Source organism: Brenneria sp. hezel4-2-4 (assembly GCF_013155275.1).
Lineage (GTDB): Bacteria > Pseudomonadota > Gammaproteobacteria > Enterobacterales > Enterobacteriaceae > Brenneria.
In genome coordinates, this window is record NZ_JABJXS010000015.1 from 1 (window position 1) to 19,315 (window position 19,315).

14 protein-coding genes are annotated in these 19,315 nt (G+C 44.7%); all 14 read right to left on the bottom strand.

What is annotated here, in order from left to right:
* Nucleotides 1-126: 126 nt before the first annotated feature.
* Nucleotides 127-591, bottom strand: coding sequence for a hypothetical protein (locus HOY33_RS18670; RefSeq protein WP_172291638.1), 465 nt, complete (start codon nt 589-591; stop codon nt 127-129).
* A 169-nt stretch (nt 592-760) separates the two neighbouring features.
* The gene (locus tag HOY33_RS18675) at nt 761-1,195 is read right to left on the bottom strand and encodes a hypothetical protein (protein ID WP_253906996.1); all 435 of its coding nucleotides are present in this window, start codon (nt 1,193-1,195) and stop codon (nt 761-763) included.
* A 107-nt stretch (nt 1,196-1,302) separates the two neighbouring features.
* Nucleotides 1,303-1,530, bottom strand: a complete 228-nt coding sequence (locus HOY33_RS20860) for an AMP-binding protein (protein ID WP_370541774.1) — start codon at nt 1,528-1,530, stop codon at nt 1,303-1,305.
* 286 nt (nt 1,531-1,816) lie between these two features.
* Entirely contained in the window at nt 1,817-3,100 is a 1,284-nt protein-coding gene (locus HOY33_RS18680) for a condensation domain-containing protein (protein ID WP_172291636.1), read from the bottom strand.
* A 10-nt stretch (nt 3,101-3,110) separates the two neighbouring features.
* A complete protein-coding gene (locus HOY33_RS18685; protein ID WP_172291635.1) occupies nt 3,111-4,529 on the bottom strand; it encodes an MFS transporter in 1,419 nt (472 codons plus the stop codon).
* A gap of 52 nt (nt 4,530-4,581) precedes the next feature.
* Nucleotides 4,582-5,166: an aminodeoxychorismate/anthranilate synthase component II gene (locus HOY33_RS18690; protein ID WP_172291634.1), complete on the bottom strand. Its 585-nt coding sequence runs from the start codon at nt 5,164-5,166 to the stop codon at nt 4,582-4,584.
* The gene (locus HOY33_RS18695; protein WP_172291633.1) at nt 5,163-6,560 is read right to left on the bottom strand and encodes an anthranilate synthase component I family protein; all 1,398 of its coding nucleotides are present in this window, start codon (nt 6,558-6,560) and stop codon (nt 5,163-5,165) included. Before HOY33_RS18695 ends, HOY33_RS18690 begins: the two co-directional genes overlap by 4 nt.
* Nucleotides 6,557-7,885, bottom strand: a complete 1,329-nt coding sequence (locus HOY33_RS18700; protein ID WP_172291632.1) for a phenylacetate--CoA ligase family protein — start codon at nt 7,883-7,885, stop codon at nt 6,557-6,559. The genes HOY33_RS18695 and HOY33_RS18700 overlap by 4 nt, the downstream gene beginning before the upstream one ends.
* Nucleotides 7,878-13,430, bottom strand: a complete 5,553-nt coding sequence (locus HOY33_RS18705; RefSeq protein ID WP_216660578.1) for a non-ribosomal peptide synthetase — start codon at nt 13,428-13,430, stop codon at nt 7,878-7,880. The genes HOY33_RS18700 and HOY33_RS18705 overlap by 8 nt, the downstream gene beginning before the upstream one ends.
* Nucleotides 13,431-13,465: 35 nt before the next feature.
* Entirely contained in the window at nt 13,466-14,575 is a 1,110-nt protein-coding gene (locus HOY33_RS18710; protein WP_172291631.1) for a DNA glycosylase AlkZ-like family protein, read from the bottom strand.
* 173 nt (nt 14,576-14,748) lie between these two features.
* A complete protein-coding gene (locus HOY33_RS18715; protein ID WP_172291630.1) occupies nt 14,749-15,456 on the bottom strand; it encodes a flavodoxin family protein in 708 nt (235 codons plus the stop codon).
* A gap of 47 nt (nt 15,457-15,503) precedes the next feature.
* Nucleotides 15,504-16,859 carry a serine hydroxymethyltransferase gene (gene glyA / locus HOY33_RS18720; protein ID WP_172291629.1) on the bottom strand — a complete coding sequence of 452 codons (1,356 nt, stop codon included), beginning with the start codon at nt 16,857-16,859 and terminating at the stop codon, nt 15,504-15,506.
* A gap of 11 nt (nt 16,860-16,870) precedes the next feature.
* Nucleotides 16,871-17,875, bottom strand: coding sequence for an alpha/beta fold hydrolase (locus tag HOY33_RS18725; protein WP_172291628.1), 1,005 nt, complete (start codon nt 17,873-17,875; stop codon nt 16,871-16,873).
* Between the two features lies 1 nt (nt 17,876).
* Nucleotides 17,877-18,941: a hypothetical protein gene (locus HOY33_RS18730; protein ID WP_172291627.1), complete on the bottom strand. Its 1,065-nt coding sequence runs from the start codon at nt 18,939-18,941 to the stop codon at nt 17,877-17,879.
* Between the last annotated feature and the right edge of the window lie 374 nt (nt 18,942-19,315).

A 19,315-nucleotide genomic window follows, 5' to 3' on the forward strand; every position in this document is an offset into this window, starting at 1 on the left:
CAGGGCAAAAGCAATTTGCTCTTCAGTACAGCGGATCTTTTTCATGGCCGGATTGCCTCTTTTTTAAGGAAAAGAAGGGCAGAAAACTCCAGTTTAGCCTGGTCCTGTTTAATGGGAAGAGATCACTCAACCATAATAGTATTTATCATCAGACCTGAGCCAAACAGCAACTTGTATGGCCCCCATTCGCAGATCTGTATATTTTATCTCATCAAGTTCAATCTCCCATATGCATTTCACTTTATTTTTAAAAAAAGGGAATTTCTTCAGGTATTCTCCTTTTGCTATACTTAGCTGCTTACCATCCAATTTAGAAATACGACCTTTATATTGCACCCCTCTTTTAAATGGAAGGAATAAAGATGTTGAATTTATAGTACCAACAACACTATTATTTACAGTCATGATCTTTGAGTGCCTGGTATTTTCATTGGTTGACACCCAAAGACTCATGCTCTTTTCATTGAATTTAAAAAGGCAACTTGCAGGCCAAAAATCATCCTGACTATAAGTGCAAAGTGAAAGAAGGCTATTGCGATGAAGAAATTTACTAATTTTTCTATTGTTAACACCATTAGATATTAAACCCACTCCGCCACTCCTTTTTTAACAATTAAATTACAAAAACAAATGATTTTGACTAAGTCACTTTCCTATGAATGCCAATAACAACCTGTTCTCAAATGTTGTTGGATTACAATAATAATCATAGGTGACAAAAATTATAAATTTTTATCTTTCCCAAAGTACTATAAAACCATTAAACAAACAACTTGGCTATTTCTCTTCTATTACACTTACCATTTTCTAGTCTGAGGAATTGAGTTTCCACAAAAATAATTTTAGAAGGAATAATATAATTAGGTAACACCCTGGATAACTCCGTGCGAAACTGTTTTAATTCAATAAAATGAGAGGATTTAACGACCATACCAATAAATGAGTTTAAATTAACATTCGATTCATTATAGATAGCAACAGCCTCATCAATAAAATCAAGACGTAAAACTCCCGTCTCAATCTCCCTTAACTCAATACGATATCCGAAATATTTTATTTGGTTATCAACTCTACCTGAATAATAAAAACCGGCATCATCAGTAAATACTAAATAACCTGTTTTATACATAGTATCAGAATATTTATCATTCATAGGGTTTTGGATGAATTTTTCTTGCGTTTTTCCTTTACTCATCAAATACCCTTGAGAAACAGATGTCCCTCTGACTGACAAATCTCCACAACTTTAGGCTCTAGAGTGATACTCCCTTCATCCGTCAATATATACATTTCCATGTTAGTTCAAGGCAAACCAATTAGGACGTATTTATCTTCAGGTGATGGGATACTTTCAATGATATGATAGCAACAATCCACTGTAATTTTGGTAGGTCCATACATATTAGTGAACCGTACATGAGGGAAAAAATTCATCCATTTTCTTAGCACACTAACTGATAACACTTCGCCAGCACACAATATTTTCTTCAGTCTGAAAAGAAGGCGACCATGTCGCCTTTCTGTACCCAAATTTTTTGAAGATGATGATCAAATTCATCACTAAACCTATCCAACTAACTATATGTAATCGATTCATTAATGGAACCAATTTTATATTTAACTACAATCTTATGGGGATAATGTTTCATTGTTTCACGTAGATAATGTTGGACTGCACTAATCATAAAATCCCTCTTAAAAATATGATAATGACATAAGCTCCTACCAATTTTCATAAAAAAACTGAACATCAATATATGTACTGAACAGAGTTTATTCTGCCGATTGGAGGAGCCATCTTATTAAATAAGAACACTCATGTTTTTTTTAATATGATATCATCTAAAATAATAATCATCTGACTTAATATCTCTTTTGTATACTTACCATAGGAGTTAATATCGAGATCAAAACGACCTGATATATACTCCGTGTGTTCATCAAGGGTAATCTCGAACCCCACACGACATGTATCATTAGGTAACAGGTGAAGAACCATAAACTCAGACTCATCCAGTGCTATGGGAACCCCCTCTCGTTGTGAGTTCCAAGCATTGAACAACTGAGGATAAGGTAGTTCATACGCGGCAGTTCGTGCCGAAACCCCTTCAGGATACAGTGCCGAGGGTTCAATATCTTGCCGTCCTGCTGCGTCAATTACCGCACGTTGAAACTGATTAAGCTTAGTTACAAACGGTTCATCTGGTATATGGAGAGTTGTGACGGGGACTGTTGTAGACACTGGGCCAACAATAGTATGTTCATGCTGTCGCTGCCGATTAATAAATGGAACACCTGTAACAATAGTTGTTACTCCACTGACTACACTTATTGCGTGTTGAAAGGCAGAAAACAACAGCACAAATGGTGTAATACGACAGGCTTTTGCACTTGCATAGAGCTTTCTACGCGCTATTTTAGAATTGAATCTTATGCTCTGCATTTGCCCTATGGTACCAGGCGAAGTAGCCCGCAGCGCATCTATTCCATATGGACCAGCCTCAGGATAAGCAGCCAACTTATCCCGATTGCTTATCACTCTCTTTGACGTAAGGAATATTTCCTTCCTGGCATATTCCTGCCAATACCGGGATGAACTGGCTGGTTCTCCACGATAGAAATGAGCAATATCTTCAACCAGCAAGTCTATTGATGCGCCATCACAGGTAAAGACCCAAAAACCTATCCAGACATGTAATCCTTCATCATCCATCGTTGAAGCTATTCTGAGTCCCGGTTCACTTGCACGCTTTGAACGGTATGCAAGAAACGATTCGTCTGTAATTCCAGATTGTGTCGTACATAAATGCAGTTGCAGTATCTCATATAACATAGACTCACTCGGTGCCCGCCCAACGAGAGTGTCGCATTCAATATCGAATCGAGCGGCCAAAACAGGATGTCTGGCAAACGTTTCAACAACAGCGCTCAATACTTTTTCCGGCTTGCATCCAGAGGAAAAATCGAGGCGAAATGCACCAGAATAAGCCCGACCAGTTTGATCCAACATAGCTCCTATCCATTTTTCACGTAATCCTGTCGTGCATGGAATATCTATGAGTGGACCACTAACCGATGGGATTAAATAATTTTGAGTCATCGATTTTATCCTAATCTTTAAGATGTGAATAATCCGTTTCAAGTATCAGGGCGCTACGTGTAGTTCCGATAAAAATAGCTCCAACGCTCAACATTACAGCACCCAGCGCAAACGCAACGATGAATCCGTTTGCTCCAATGGTAGAAGCTTCATTAGTGAAAGCAATGGCGACAGTGGTCAATAACGTCACCCCTCCCACTTGAAATAACTGTTGTATTGTTGTTGCCATGCCTGATCCAGCACCCGCGTCATTATCGGAAAGTCCATTAGTCGCGAGTGATTGTGCGACAGGAGCAACACAACCAAAACCAATGGAGGTGACGAGCATGGCAGGCATCATTCCTATCCAATAGCTCTGAGTCGTTACTCCAATTGCAAATAACACAAAACCAATAGCTGAAATAGCGAGTCCTGTGATAGCGGCAATCCGTGCTCCCTTTTGCTTTGTGACTGACTGAGACATAAAAATACCAGGGAAAAAACCAAAACAGAAAGGTAGCCAGGCAAACCCAGTTTGCATAGGTGTCATACCGAGATAGTCTTGCAATAATAAAACACCAAGATAAAAAAGAGCTCCTGATGTACCAGCTTGAATCGCAACGATGGCATACCCTAAAAGCCGCGGTGAACGAGTCATCAACCGAGCAGGGATGATGCCATCTTCTGAGAACTTACAACGCTTAAGCACCAACATTATGCCCAATAGGCCTAATACAAATAGCATAAAACGGAGCCAATATAACTGTTCAATACCAGAACCGATCACACCTAAAACTATCGAGGATACAGCCGCTACTAGTGTTAATGCATTACCGAGATCTAAATGCGAACGTATCCGCTCGGAGAATTTTGGAATCAATATTACTGTTGCTACGGCAAGGAGTATAACTATTGGTACATTTATCCCAAAAACCCAACGCCATGAAAGATGTTCAGTGAGTATACCAGATAGCAGAACGCCTATAATTGACCCCATACCACCAAGTGCGGTCCAGATTGAAAAAGCCTTCCCACGCTCAGGGCCTGAGGGAAATAACAAAGAAACCATGGCTAACCCAGTCGCAGCAGCAAGAGCCTCGCCAACCCCCTGGCCAGTACGTCCTAAAATAAGTACAGAAACATTAGGTGCAACAGTTGCGACAAGAGAGAACAAACCAAAGATGGAGATGCCTATCTGGAATGTACGTAACACACCAAAAGCATCACCAATCTTCCCGCCAAGCAATAATAGTGATCCTGCCGCAATAAGATAAGCATTCACCACCCATGTTAAAGATCCATCGCTAAACCCTAGATCAGACTTGATTTGAGGTAATGCCACATTTACTACTGTGGCATCAAGCAGTAGTATGAATTGTATAATTGAAATAACACTTAACGCTTTCCATCTATTTCTATTCATTATTCCATTCTCTAATTTTTGAGTCATAATTTTGCTACTTATTCTATTACCTTAAAAAACTATCACCTATCTAATATAATTACGTAACAACATGATTGACTAATGACAATGAGTTTTCGACTATCCTTAATCCGTGATCTGTTCCGATACTTTCAGGATGAAACTGTACGCTTTCAATTGGACGTGTGCGGTGTCGTACCGCCATATTTACATTATCCTCCTCAGAATAGGCAGTAGGTAACAAGTCCCTCACCATCGCAAAGTTGGTAATAGCCAATGAGTGATAACGGACTACGTTTATTGGCGTCGGAATATTACGGAAAACACCTTGTCCATCGTGTTGTACTCGCGCGTACTTACCGTGTTCAACAGTAGGTGCGTGAAAGAGCTCCCCGCCAAAAAATTCCCCGATCGCTTGATGCCCCAAACATACACCAAAAATAGCTTGCTGTTTTTTCACTCTCAGGAGTATGTCCAAATAACCATGCTCCTGAGGTGTGCCTGGCCCGGGTCCCAAGACCAAGAGATCTGGCCTCCATTGCTCGTAATAGCTAATTGGGTCATTGTTGACTCGGATTACTTTCGTCTTTGCTCCGACCATCAGGTAATATTGTTCGATGACAAACACAAAACTGTCAAAAGCATCCACCAATAATACTTTCATGCGTTCACCACCATTGTTCGAGAAAACGAGTCAATCTTCGCACCTGTTTCATCCCACTCTGCCGCCGCTTGTGAGTCAGTAACAATTCCAGCGGCAGATTGCAATATATACCGGCCAGGATTTCCAATGATCGTCCGAATTGTCAGAGCGAAAACCCCGCTGTTCAAGCCCGTAATATATCCCGCACATCCGGTATATAATCCACGAGGCGCCCCTTCGAGCTCAGAAATGATTTCCATAGCACGAACCTTGGGAGCTCCTGTCATCGTACCTGCTGGGAAGTTTGCTATAATCAGATCCCATATATCGCACCCAGTGCGAATCTTAGTCTCAATCGTCGAAACTAAATGAAGGAGAGGTCCATAGGAGGTTACTTGCATAAAAGACGTTACTGCTACTCCGCCGGGAATAGCGCAACGAGCCAAATCATTACGTGCCAAGTCGACCAGCATCAGGTGTTCAGCGGCCTCTTTAGGGATGTTGTTTAAGCTCTCTCCTCTTTGATCCTTTTGCCTCATCGTCCCTGCTATCGGACGAACCTGGGCAACACCGTCTTGTACCCGAATCATGAGTTCTGGGCTGGAAGACACAATATGTTGGTTACCAATATCCAGGTAATACATGTAGGGCGCTGGATTAATTGACGCAAGACGCTCATAGAGATCTATCGGCGGAATAGTTGCACTCAATACAGCACGTCGACATAACTGCACCTGGTAGATATCACCAGCACGGATATACTCTTTCGCCCGCTCAACAGCCGCACTAAACACACTTTTCTCTGTCAGATCACGTATACAGCCCAAGTCCCAGTCCTTGACAGGCGGCGAACTCTCATTTTTTGTCAGGGCATCAAGTAACGTGGCAACATTCGAAACATCATTGGGGCTAAACTTCAATATATCGATTAGTGCCCCATTTTGCGCATCGTCATAACGAATCGTATATCGATAAACACGAAACAGGACTTCGGGGATCCCCTCTTCGATGTCCATGTCTGGTAGGTTCTCAATAAATCGAGCAGCGCTATATCCCAAGAGCAGTACCAACGGGTAGCCATCAGGCAATGCGAGACAGCGCATCACCTGTCGCAGGCGTTCCCACAAAGTTTGGGTCATATCATTCACGATTGCCCGATATGTATTGACATCACCCTCAAAAGGGCCACAGGTGTGTACATGCCAATTGCCATCTATCAACTTCAACTCGAATAACAGATCGACCATAAAGAGAGTTTGATTACCATCTACAGCCTGAGAACTTTCCCCTGTCTCAAACAAGGCAGGTTGAGGATAGAGGGAGAGTATGCGTCGCCGCGCATGAACTTTCGTCATCGCGTCGGGAACATTGCGGCGCTCCACAACCCACGAACTTTCTGATTGTGCCTCGCTCATGACGTTGATTCTTTCCTGTTGTCCTGAACCCTGGCATGCTTCCAGGAAATGTAAGCACCGGTCTCTGTTCTTGAATCTAAACGTTCGACCAACTGCAATCTGACCGGAACGCCAAAAAAATCTGCTAGCAGTTTCTGGACTTCATCCACCGATCTCGAACCAATATTTGCCGTCATCAAAACGTCAATCTCGTCAGTGCCATCTTTCGCCCTACTAACGTTGACCTGATACCCCCAAACCCAATCAGCTGATGTTAAAATAATCGACTCAATTGCGGCTGGGTAAACTTTACGACCCCCAATAGCCATAACATCATCAGCTCTACCGTATACTCGTAAGCAGCGGGAGTGATTACCGCAGCTGCAATGAGTTGCTGGCTGAAGACTAACCAAATCGCCGGTACAGAAGCGAATCAACGGTTTGGCCCCCGGAACCAACATTGTCAGACATAATTCACCCAATTCGCTGCCGAGTTCAGGTATAGGAAGTATTTCCGCCAGATAGTTCGTTTCAGATAAATGCAAGTTACCTTCAGGGCAACCCGTGGCGACCGCATGTGCTTCCTGTGATCCATACAGACCGTGAGTACATTGCGCCCCCCAAATCTTGCCAATGTTCACCAGCATCTCCGGTGTACATAACTCACCAAGAACAAGGATTTGTTTTACTGCTGTCTCACGTGGCTCGATACCGAGACTTACATACAACCGTGCAAGGGCAAGCGCTACTGCGGGGGAACAGATTAATGAGCGCACACCGAGATCCTTTATCAGTTGAGCTGCCTTATCCAACCCAACGCGGGGGCTCTCTGGCCACAGTCGAACAAATGGGATACCAAGATTCCGACAAGCTTCCCCATAGGTGTCCCCGAAGGCATACAACTCTGATGGCCCCATGATGGCAGTGAGCGCCTTCATCGTTCCGAAAGTTGATTGATACAACTTATTCATTGCGTATTGCACATAAGCCCCGCTTGTATCGGCATCTATTGGTGCTCGTGGACACGGTGTTGGCTTCCCAGTGGTTCCTGTCGTTTCGTAATACATCGCGATTTCATCAAACGGGGCGCTACAAACTGATATGCCAGCAGAACGTAAGTCCCCCTTCGTAGTGAAAGGCACATTTTCAAGGATTTTTAAGATACTCTGGGTCTTATTTTCCCTTTTCAGGTGCTCACGATAGAATGAGGAGCGATCTTTAACGTACTCAAGTACTTCCTGAATGTGCGATTCCCTCTTCTGAAGGAGACTTTGTGGTGTCGTATGCCGATTCAGATATGCTGTGACATGATCGAGCCATTTCTGGTGAGTCTGATTGCTATTCATAGTCCCCCCCAATGAACAAGCTATTGGCTAACTCATCTATCGTTTCGGTTAGCATGATGTTCTCCAGTGGAATGACAACCGACAACCTGGCTTCCAGTTCAGCCTTGATCCTTGTCGCGGACAGTGAATCCCCTCCCAAGTCGAAGAAGTTGTCTTCAGGCAACACAACAGGCTCAGACAATTGAGTGGAAATTACATGAATAACCTCCCGTAAGGTGCTCTTCCGGGATGTAATATTTGGCTCTTTCATTTCATTCCTCAATGCATTACGTAAGGCTAATACATCCACCTTCCCATTCTTCGATAAAGGGAGATGGGGTACATGCCGGATGGATTTTGGTATCATGTAGTTAGGCAGGTGTTGCGTCAGAGCCTTGATTATCACGGATTCAAGCATTGGTTCACCGAGATAGACCAATGCAATATTCTTAGGGTGTCCATTCTGGCCAGGTAATGAGAAGGCACAAGCACGGAATACTCCAACACAGGCCTCGGCAACCTTTTCAATTTCCCCAAGCTCAATTCTGAATCCGTTAATCTTGATCTGATTATCTAACCGCCCCAGGATTTCTATCTCGCCATTGGGCAGATAGCGCCCCAGATCCCCTGTACGATACATCCGCATGCCAGTTCGGGGATGGCGAATAAATGTGCGCTTGGTTAAATCTGGTTGACCAATGTATCCACATGACAATGAAATATCGCTTTCTACCAACATTTCACCAGGTACCCAGTCAGGACAATCACTCCAGTCATTAGCGACGATGTGATACTTAGAGTTCCGCATCGGCGTGCCATAAATAACTGTTCTGACAACGCTACCTTCCTGTTCGTTGATCTCATGAATCACTGACCAGTTAGTTGTTTCGGTAGGTCCACCACACGAAAACAGCCGGGCAGATGGGAAAAGCGTTCTGGCTCGAGGGAGTAACGATAATGGAATCCAGTCACCGGCCATTACGATGTTAGCGACCGAGGCCACAGCATACGTCGAACGGCCAATCTCAGCTACGCTGCATACGAGTTCCATAACGGCGGGAACACATGCCCAGAATGTGATTTCGTGCCTTTGAATCAATCGCAACCAGGAGTCCGGATCTGGCCCAGTTGCATGTTCTGGCACCACGACAGAACCTCCGTGCATTAACGGACCGAAAATATCGAAGACTGACATGTCAAAGTGGAATGCAGCAGAAGCCAGATGTCTGGTGGATGCATTCAAACCGAAGCGCTCGACCACGTCGAAAATATGGTTGATAACGGCTACCTCTGGAATTTCAACACCCTTAGGAGTTCCGGTAGAGCCAGAAGTGAAGATCACATACGGTGTATAACCTTTTCGACCCAGATCGCATGGCGGCAAATCAATATCCTGGTGTTGTTGAGCCAGGCCGCTGAGATCTGCAACTACCAGTTCAATCTTATGGATATTGGCAGGGAGTGTAATTTCAGGTAGAGCAATTGCTACTTGCACCCCTGCCTGCGTAAACATCGCACCTATACGTTCAGACGGTAGGTCAATATCTACAGGAACATAACCAACACCAGCCAACAGGCAACCATAAACGGTAGCATATTGTGTCATTCCTTTCGGTAGCACTATCCCGACAAATTGCTCATCGAAGGAACATGCCTGCCGGATCTGCGAACTGATATAGGCTGCAATATGACCGAGTTCACCCCAGGTATATGTCTTATAGGCGTCGATGACGGCGGGTTCATTTACACTCTCAGTAAGACGTTCCAGAAGCAAATCGCGCAAATGAACCTGAGGGACGATATAGCCCGTGTCATTGACCGCGTTTCGTACTTCAATCTGCTCGGGGGGGCGCAGGTCTGGCCGGGTGTTTTCCCAAATCTCGGGTTCGTCCGCCAACTGCTGCAACAATGAGCAGAAGGCACTATACATCGCCTGGATAACATCGGGGCGAATGACTCCTGATAAGTAATCCCATTTAAAGTACAGCGTCCCTTCTGACTCTCGTATCTGAACATCCAGGGTTACCTGCGGGGTTTGTGATACGCCAAAAACTTCGCGCCCTAAGCGAGCAACGTCATGTCGTCCGGGATGCCCAAGAAGGCTCGTCAACACCACAGGCATTAGTGGAACAAGCCCTGTTCGACGCAGCCTGGAGAGTTCACGTAATACCTCTACACCACTAAACAGTCGGTGATCAAGCGCTTCCCAAATTGCGTTCTGTAACCGTTTGCCGCGAACCTCGAGCGTATCACCGACACTGGCTTCATAAGGAACAAGGAGTGTATTTGTAAAATCACCCACCACGGAGTCAATATCATCACTCACGGGCATCCGATCCGAGACCGGGAAGTTCAATGTAAACTGATCTTCTTCACTCCAGGTACGTAACACCTCACATAGTGCCAGGGCGATAGCCCCTGACGGCGAAATATTCCTTTTCTGAGCCTGGGCTTTCAGGCGATTCCAGGTCTCTTTGCCAAGAGAACTTTCGTATCTTTCAAATCTTGCATCCGAATCAGAAACGCCCGATTCAAGCTGCGGTAACTTAGGAGCAACGGGTAATGTGGTTATTTTCTTTAACCAATACTCACGATCGGCACGATATCGCTCACTCAGAACAACTTTCTCTCTATAAGCAACATAGTCATGAAACGTGGTTTTAAGCTCAGGTAATTGGGGATTGTCCTCAAAATAAAAGTCGATGAGGTCGGGGATGATCACTTGGAAAATTGACCAGGCATCAGCGATCAACATATCGATACAGAAGTGCACCCTGCTTAAAGTCACATTAATCTGGCTTATAACAAACTGGAAAAGAGGCCATTGGGTTGTCCCGATCTCTTCATTAGCCATATGCAGGCGGATTTTATTGATTTCATTATCAATATCTTCCTGAGAAAGCTGACTCAAATCCGTAAACTTAACGGCTTGTTTTCCATGAAAAATGCCAATTTTCTGATGGCCGGCGGCATCAATTGTCATACGAAGCATTGAATGGCGCTCAACCAATAAACCAACCGCTCGCTCAAACCTTTCCTTATCCAGATCCTTTACTTCCCACTCGAAGTATCCCTGGCAACCAACACCACCATAGTCAAAATCAGCACCACGACCAATCCACAAAGCCTGTTGGCTCTCGTTCAGATTGAAAGGCTCCAACTGTTGGTTATCTGGAAGATGCTTAAACGTTGGCAGGTCGGTGTAGTGTGAGGTGTTAGCCAAATATATAAGATTCGAAAGAGTAGGATTTTCAAGGAAAGAACTCATCTCAACATGTATGCTATGCTGGCAGGCAAGTTCTCCCATCATGCGCATCGCACGTAATGAGTCCCCACCGGAATTGAAAAAATTGGATTCAAATGTCGCCTCATCACATCGAGTCCAGGTCAACCAGCATTCACGCAACACCATTTCATTTTCAGTTATGGGAGTGAAGACCGTTTGATTCACATTTCGCGCTAATGTATGAACTTGTAAAGATGCGTAATCCACCTTACCGTTGCTGCCTAACGGTAATATGCTTGTAACAATCTGACTTGGCTGAGCCGAGGGTTGAAGTTGCCCCCCAAGATGTTTACGTACTGCATCTTTAACACCTGTTGCTCCCTGGATCTGTTCAATAAATAATACCAGTGTCGTACCAGTGTCATCACTCAAGCAGGTAGCTGCTGCTTTAGCCACACCAGAAACCTCGAGAGCAGAGATCTCCACCTCTGTGAGATCTACGCGGTGCCCGCGAATTTTTACAACCGTATCTGTTCGACCAAATATTTCAACAGTCCCATCCAGATGCATCCGAGCTCTATCACCCGAAACATATTGCATAAGTGAGGTTTTATCTAACCTGTTCGGATGAAAAGATTTCTTGGTTTCTCCCGCATTGAGATAACATACCGATAGCGTTTCACCTGTAATGATTAACTCACCGACGCAGTTTGCAGGAAGTTCTTGCCCATAATCATCGACCACATACATGTTCGCCCCGCGCACTGCGCGACCTACAGATGGCAATAATGTTCGACGTGCCGCTGAAAGATCCTCAATTGACACGACGGCAGCCTCAGCAGATCCGTAGACATTAAGCACCCGATAGTTGAGATTCGCAGGTTGCCACTGTTTACACCTCTCACCCGCGATCAGCATCGTGCGTAGATCTGTTGCCAGTCCGCCGCCAGCCCATAAAGCTTCAGCGATTGATGTCATGACTAACGAATGTGTGATCTTTTGCTTAGAGAGCCAAATGGCCAGTAACCTTACATCTTGTAAAACCTCAGACGAGGGAATACAGACCACCCCGCCAGCGCACAATATCGGCAGAGGGTCAACTTCAACCATCCCGTACCCTGGTGATGATAGCCATGAACCTCTGGAGCGTTCTTCCAAACCAGCATGATTAATAATGGCGTCAAGCGTTACACCTATTCCACTATAAGATAGACAGACAGCTTTCGGACGGCCGGTGGATCCTGATGTTCCCGCTATGAAACATACTTCATTAGTCGTTCCAATCCCCGTATCGACTTCCCATTCAATTTGCTGCTGTGAGCCATATTCTTTGTTTATGATCAGTACGGGGACATTGGCAAGATCATAAGCTCTACTGACTAGGCTGCCGGCAGAAAAAACTGCGACCGGGTCACATTCATTAATGAATGTGCGTATCCGCTCGTCTGGATGAGAAGGATCGATCAGTACGCAAGTCCCTCCCATACGCTGAACGGCAATGATAGAAACGAGATGCCGCCAACCCCTATCTAAAAATAGCGCGACACAAGGGGGCGATGATCGATGAGGAAACTGTTCGTTTAACTGTTTTATCAGCTGTGCTGAAGCGGCCCACACCTCGGCGTAAGTCAAGGTTTGACCACATGTATCATCCACAATCGCTGGAGATGTAGGTCTCTCCTGCACATGTTTGAAAATGCGTTCGATCATTGACTTGCGCTGCCTTGGTTCAGATATATAGTGCTTAGGCAGGGTATTCGTTTCAGGAGTTACCCCACAGCTCAAGACGCGGGCGCACGCAAAACTCGCAACCCTACACAGGTGCGTTCGCGCAGTTTGTTCGATACGGTTTTCTGGTAAAGACAATACATACCGCTCGTCCTTGGCTGACAACCAGACTAATGATTGGGCGGCAGGTTTGGTTTGCCCATCAGTAACCTCAATATCCACACCGTTAATTTCATCATGCCTTACCCGTTCTGCGGTTTGGCGTAAATGACAAATATAAGCACGCGTATCATCCGTACGGCATAACTCAGCCGCATCGATTTCAAGGTAACTAGCGACACCATTAACATTTATTCCAACTGTGACCCTACCTTCAGTACTGAGCAATGCCCCCAACATGGCCGCCGTCGTTACGAGGTCTTCTATTGAAGTGGTGAGCCCATTAGGCAGGCTAATAATTTCCTCTACGCGTTCCAAAGACGAAGACTTGGTCCCTTTACACTCGAATGCCTCCCATATAGAGCGAACATTCTTTGGAGTCTTCCCAGACAAACTTTCAGTCAAATGCTGTAAATCTGGTTTTTGAGGTACTAAAGTCATCTCATTTGCCATGTTATCCTGCCTTACTTATTGTTGGCGTTTTATAGTTAATTCTCTTGATACTGGAGAGTGCCAATTCTGTTCGTCCATACAGAGGCGGCTTCTTTAAGGATTTTTTGCTCATGGTCAGAAACCTGTGACAAATCTATCCAGATAGAGCGATTGCCCCCTTTAGCAATGGTGCGCCAGGTAGCCACAGCTCGGGCACCAATCATCACAACAGGTCGCCCATTCCCTGCGGAGTCATACCCTCCGATCTGATTAAGCCCAAGACAATCGCGTTGCATAGAACCGGGCGCATACCCCATAACCAGAGGATCCCAGGCGGGGAGAAATCGTACCTCTGCGCCAGAGTGTTGGTCGGCACATGAAATGTATTGTTGAAAACGATCCCGCTTACTGGCGCTTATCCACATTTCAGCGCCAATTTCGTATGCCCCTGCTCCCTCTATGTATAAGCGTGCGCTCCCCTTCGACACCCCCAGCCACCAGGCAAGATCGCCTACAGTTACCGGCCCATAATGTTCAATGTAACGACAGGCAATCTCACGCAGTAATTGCTCACGGTTGGAAGGCTTGTCCTCGAAAGAGAGTAAAGAATCAGGCGCAGCAACATACAACCACCGACTGGACCAAGGATTCGCCGGAGGGGTCCGAATTATTACCCCTTGATAAGTAGCGACGGTCGTACATGCCCGAATTTGAGAGCCGACCAAGCCAAGGGCATAACCGATATCTTTCTGCTGGACGGGTGAACAGCGAGTGAATTCAATTAGATCAGGTAGTATTCGTTGATAATCATCCAACGTAAGTCCGGCTTCGGTTAATCTCCACTCATGGCTGGCTAGCGGTAGACGGGTTGCGCCAAAAACCTTGGACGCCAGAGTGTGTGGGAGTAGAAACTTTGAACGTCGCATTCCAGGTATTCGCACTAAGCCGGGATCTGTTTCCATAGCAATGGCTTCATCCCGTTTGACATTACCGTTCCGCGCCATCAAGGCTAGCCAACTAGTAGGCCGGGACGAATATATTCCCGCATAAGCCTGAGATATTTCTGTAATGGTTGAATTTGAGAAACGTTCGAGATGCTCCACCGCAATCCACTTTGCCAAATAGCTGTGAAATATACTCCCTCCGCCTATTTTCCTTCCCGTCATTTTTTATTATCCCTTGAGTGTAAATAATATTTAAATCAAAAAAACAAAGCTTAACTCCATTGAAAAATTATCATAATTCCTCGCATATATTTCCGGAGGGTAAATACGTGAAATATTTTTGATATTACGTCCTTTGGATAATACAAAGGAAATAGATCATATAAACCAGATAATCATTCTATATTTTTGCTTTGATACATATTGGGCTTTGGCGGGACATAAAACTTACCATCCTTATTCACACGATGCCGTTCCCCTGGCTCAGCAACCTGAAGCGCAACCCGTCCTGTAAGTTGCTCATACTCACGCATAAGACGTGTCATTGAGACCATTCGATCAATCATCCGGCGCATCATTTCCATGCCTTCGCTATCTCCCAAAACCTCACCTTTTTTGTCACCGACGAGCATCGCTGGGAATCCGTATCCAACCATAATCATTCGGTTCAAAAGCGCACATTGAAGCATCTGATTGTATACCTCGACGTGCCCCATACGCCTGCCGGTCACTATGATCCCAGCCACTTTGTTAGTTAGCGTACGATTATGGCGCAGGAATCCAGTACCAACCCGTTCTAGAAACGCAGACATCAGAGGAGTTGGGCCAAATCCATGCACTGAACTCGCGAAGATCACTCCGTCACTCGCTTCCATAAGCCGAACAGCACGTGCTGAATCATCATTCTGTTCGCACGGTTCGTTTCGAAAATTACAATCTCCACATGCACCACAAGGTTCAATTTGAGCATCAGCCAGAGAGAATACTTCCAGACTAATACCTTGTTCTTCCAAATAGTGGCCAGCCCACTCCAATGCGCGAGCATTATTCCCATCGATGCGCTCCGATCCATTAATAGCGGCATATCTAATTTTATCTTTCATATTCCTTCCTTTTAGAGTGTGAATACTCTACTTGGCAAACCGTGAAATCAACGGCGCATATAATTAATCAATGGATATGCGGCGCATAGTGCAGCGGACTCCGAGCGGAACTGTTCCCGTAAGGCCGAAGCCAGCGAGAACTCCTGTTCTCCTGTTGGCTCTACCGCTTTCAAAATCCGGCAAACTAAATCAACGACCTGATGGCATCCATGTTCGTCGAAATGACGTTGCGCCAGAGAACCTGTACCGATTCTTAGCCCACTGGTGACAAATGAAGAGCGGGTCTCTCCCGGCACACGGTTCTTATTCACAACAATTCCGCACTGCTCCAAAGCTGATTCAGCGATAGAACCTGTCATGCCACCAGATAGGCGGATCAAAATCGTGTGATTTTCCGAACGTCCCCCTATGACTTCATAATCTTTTGAATGAAACGCATTGACTATAGCGTCAGCCGTTATCCTGATTCGCCCCATGTAAGCATCAAATTCAGGTGACATTGCATAGCCAAATGCAGCCGCTTTCGCAGCCATCATATTGACAGCAGGAGCCCCTTGCATTTTTGGGAAAACGGCCTGCTCCAGGATACGGCTGAAGGTCACTTTTCGGCCCGGGACGAACTCATCAGCATCCCGTCCGGACATGATTAATCCTCCCCGGGGACCTGCCAATTGTTTATGTGTACATGTCGTGGTTACATGTGCGGCATTGATCGGACTTGGGTGCCGTCCTGTAGCCACAAGACCGGCAATATGCGATATGTCAGCAAGTAGAATCGCCCCCACTTCATCAGCAATTTCCCTGAATCGTTCGAAATCCACAATCCGCGAATAGGCAGTAGCACCACAAATGATTATGCGTGGGTGATGGGCATGAGCTAACTTACGCACCTCTTCATAATCAATCACTCCTTCAGTAGTCGTTCCATATCCAATTGCTTTGTAATAAGTCCCCGAGAATGTGACAGGGCTACCGTGAGTAAGGTGACCACCATAATCAAGCGACATTCCGAGTAAAGTATCTCCAGGCTTAAGTAATGCTGACAATACCTGGTAGTTTGCACTTGAGGCCGAATGAGACTGAACACCCGCGTACTGTGCACCAAACAGTTCTTCAGCCCTTTTAATCGCCAAAGACTCGACCAAATCGACGTTCTCACACCCAGCATGATAGCGTCGACCTGGGGTTCCTTCGGCTGTGACATTAACTAACGCGGAAGCCGATGCAGCAAGCGTTCTTGGTTCTACTGCACAACAAGATGCAACCAGCGAAAGCGTTCGGTGCTGCCGCATAACTTCAGTGTCCAGAATAGTTGCTAATTCGGGGTCTTCAGTCTGGAGATCAATCTGGCCTTTCCCTAGCAGTTCAACCTGACTTTGTAGCAAGTTATTACCGTTTGCCATTATGCTTCCTCTTACGATCTAGGTGTTCTTAATAAACAATGTCCTTCGAATGACAGAACTGCATCAGCAACCTCATCTGGGTGCGTACTTAAAAAATAGTGATCGCCTCCAGCCAGACTCTTTGAGTCAACAACATCAATAAAGCGCCGCCAATGCTCTATGATGTCGGCATGATGAGAGGTCGGGGTAACAGGATCTTCATCACCCAACAACACCAGAGCTGGCACTCCACGAGCAGGTTTTTTAGCTAGGGTTCTGTAAGCAGTTGCAGCAATACGATGGTCTCTACGGCCTCTGGAGAGCATCGCGTGAATTTCTGCACTCTCCAGCCCAGAAAATGCGCCTATGGATCTGAGGAATTGCTCCCATGAGTCATCAGATGTTGCATCGGCTTCTTGAATTGCAGCATCCGGGTCATCCATTGGCTTCGCCGCTGCAACAATCAGAGACAGGTGATTTTCAATAGGTTCTAAAGCCGAAGCGATACAGGCCGCAGTCGCTGCCCCAGCGCAATGGCCGTAAATAATGAGGTGTTTGGCATCAATTTTTTCGATCTCAGCAGCAATAATATTAATAAGCAAAAGAAATTCTGATTCTTTAACAAGTTCAATATCACCAAAATCCACCCCAAAAACTCGTACATCATGGTTCCTACGAAAAAGATCCTGATATGCTGTTGGATCTCCCCCACCAAACGGCACACCAATGACGACTGTTGACCCGCAAGCTGAGGCATTGTCATACAGAGGGACCAGTCGTAGCTGAGTTTTTCCTTGTCCTGAGAGAATGAATTTCGCTAAATCTTCAACTGTTGGGTGTTCGAAAAAAGTGACCAGTTGAAGATCATTCCCTAACTTTGATATGGCACGAATCGCATCAAAAGAGTCGCCTCCAAGTTTGAAAAAGTTATCACTTGAGGCAATATTTTTTATTCCAAGGACTTCACTAAATATATTAGTTATGCGCTGCACTTCATCTGCAAATACTCTCTTATATATTTCAACGTTATTAGTCATTTTATTTCCTTCTTTCCGACAGGGCTTCAGTAAGGTTAATAAGCAGGTTATTGACGGCAGACCTACTACAAAAAGGACCTTCCATATCTAACCGGAACTCTGATGAATTTATGCGCTGAATATTTATTCCAACGGGGAAAATGCTACCCACTACTTGCGATGAAGGAATCCCTCGTGGCATAGAACCATTGATAAACAATTCAGACGCACGGCAACACCTCAAAACCTCAGACATAGCTGAATGATATCGGATACAACTCTCTAAGCTGGTTTGCAGGTAATTCATTGCACCTGTATTCACAGGAAGAGCAACAAGGCCGGTCATCATGCCTATTGCTGCCGATTCGTACGGTAAACGCCAGTCATGAGACGAACACGCTATACTACCTTCTGAAATAACGCCGGCATCACACAAATAAGGCAATATTTTATTGAGTAGTGACACTTCATTATTAGTGCTACCAACCTTTATCCTTCTGTGTATATTTATTCTTGTGCATTTCTTATTCCACGCTATTGGCCCTGTTTGTGACAGTCTGACTGGTATCATCGATTGATACGACACGCATTTTTCGGTTTTAGCCAGAATACGTTGTCGTTCTATATAGTTCCGATATAACAACCTGCCCTGATTCATATTTTTCAGCGCAATATCTGACTTACCAACGCAAAACACATTAACAATATTTTTAATCAAACTAAGAGTTTTTTCATCTGCCAAAGCATGATGGATTGAAAGGTAGTACCGATTATAATCGTTAGTTACTACTTTACATATTGCAAATAAGGCCGCACCATTTTGGACCGATAACTGGACTTGACGTATAGCTTCACAATTTGTTGCATCTGGAACTTCTCTGAATTCAGTATATTTAGCAAGTTCTTCTCCCCAGCCAGCAACTATAAATTCGTGTAATATCTCATCGCTAAGAGTCCTTTCATTTTCTACTTCTATAATTGTAGTTACTGATTGTGAGACACCTGAATTATAAGCATGGGCAACGACTGCTTTAGCCTCAGCACTTAGCGATGCATTAATTAGCGTTTGCATCATATCAGGCTGCATTACTCCGCACTATTAGATTAATAATGTAATAATTTTTATGCATAATCATTGTCCTGAAGCCAAAAAAAACCGTCGCCTCGCTACCTGGCGACTTTCTCCGTTCTTTCTATTAGATAAACTCTTTTCCTGAGAGGGGCAGATGCTATCAGCCATCAAAAATATATCAATATTTTTTATTTATCCGTATATAAACCACTTTAGCGAAAAACATTATCATTCACTAAAATTAATATAATTAATGGTAAAAAACACTAAATTTATTAAGTATATGGGGGTATTGTTTTTATTTTTAAATAAAATAAAGAATTTAAATTCAATGGGAATAATCAACGAAATTTGATTTAAATCTAAAAAATAGCATATGAAATTTATGA

What these genes read in the sequence shown, in the direction of transcription:
- HOY33_RS18675 (WP_253906996.1), bottom strand. Translation starts at nt 1,195, where the DNA reads ATGAGTAAAGGAAAAACGCAAGAAAAATTCATCCAAAACCCTATGAAT.
- HOY33_RS18680 (WP_172291636.1), bottom strand. Translation starts at nt 3,100, where the DNA reads ATGACTCAAAATTATTTAATCCCATCGGTTAGTGGTCCACTCATAGAT.
- HOY33_RS18685 (WP_172291635.1), bottom strand. Translation starts at nt 4,529, where the DNA reads ATGACTCAAAAATTAGAGAATGGAATAATGAATAGAAATAGATGGAAA.
- HOY33_RS18690 (WP_172291634.1), bottom strand. Translation starts at nt 5,166, where the DNA reads ATGAAAGTATTATTGGTGGATGCTTTTGACAGTTTTGTGTTTGTCATC.
- HOY33_RS18695 (WP_172291633.1), bottom strand. Translation starts at nt 6,560, where the DNA reads ATGAGCGAGGCACAATCAGAAAGTTCGTGGGTTGTGGAGCGCCGCAAT.
- HOY33_RS18700 (WP_172291632.1), bottom strand. Translation starts at nt 7,885, where the DNA reads ATGAATAGCAATCAGACTCACCAGAAATGGCTCGATCATGTCACAGCA.
- HOY33_RS18705 (WP_216660578.1), bottom strand. Translation starts at nt 13,430, where the DNA reads ATGGCAAATGAGATGACTTTAGTACCTCAAAAACCAGATTTACAGCAT.
- HOY33_RS18710 (WP_172291631.1), bottom strand. Translation starts at nt 14,575, where the DNA reads ATGACGGGAAGGAAAATAGGCGGAGGGAGTATATTTCACAGCTATTTG.
- HOY33_RS18715 (WP_172291630.1), bottom strand. Translation starts at nt 15,456, where the DNA reads ATGAAAGATAAAATTAGATATGCCGCTATTAATGGATCGGAGCGCATC.
- glyA (WP_172291629.1), bottom strand. Translation starts at nt 16,859, where the DNA reads ATGGCAAACGGTAATAACTTGCTACAAAGTCAGGTTGAACTGCTAGGG.
- HOY33_RS18725 (WP_172291628.1), bottom strand. Translation starts at nt 17,875, where the DNA reads ATGACTAATAACGTTGAAATATATAAGAGAGTATTTGCAGATGAAGTG.
- HOY33_RS18730 (WP_172291627.1), bottom strand. Translation starts at nt 18,941, where the DNA reads ATGCAGCCTGATATGATGCAAACGCTAATTAATGCATCGCTAAGTGCT.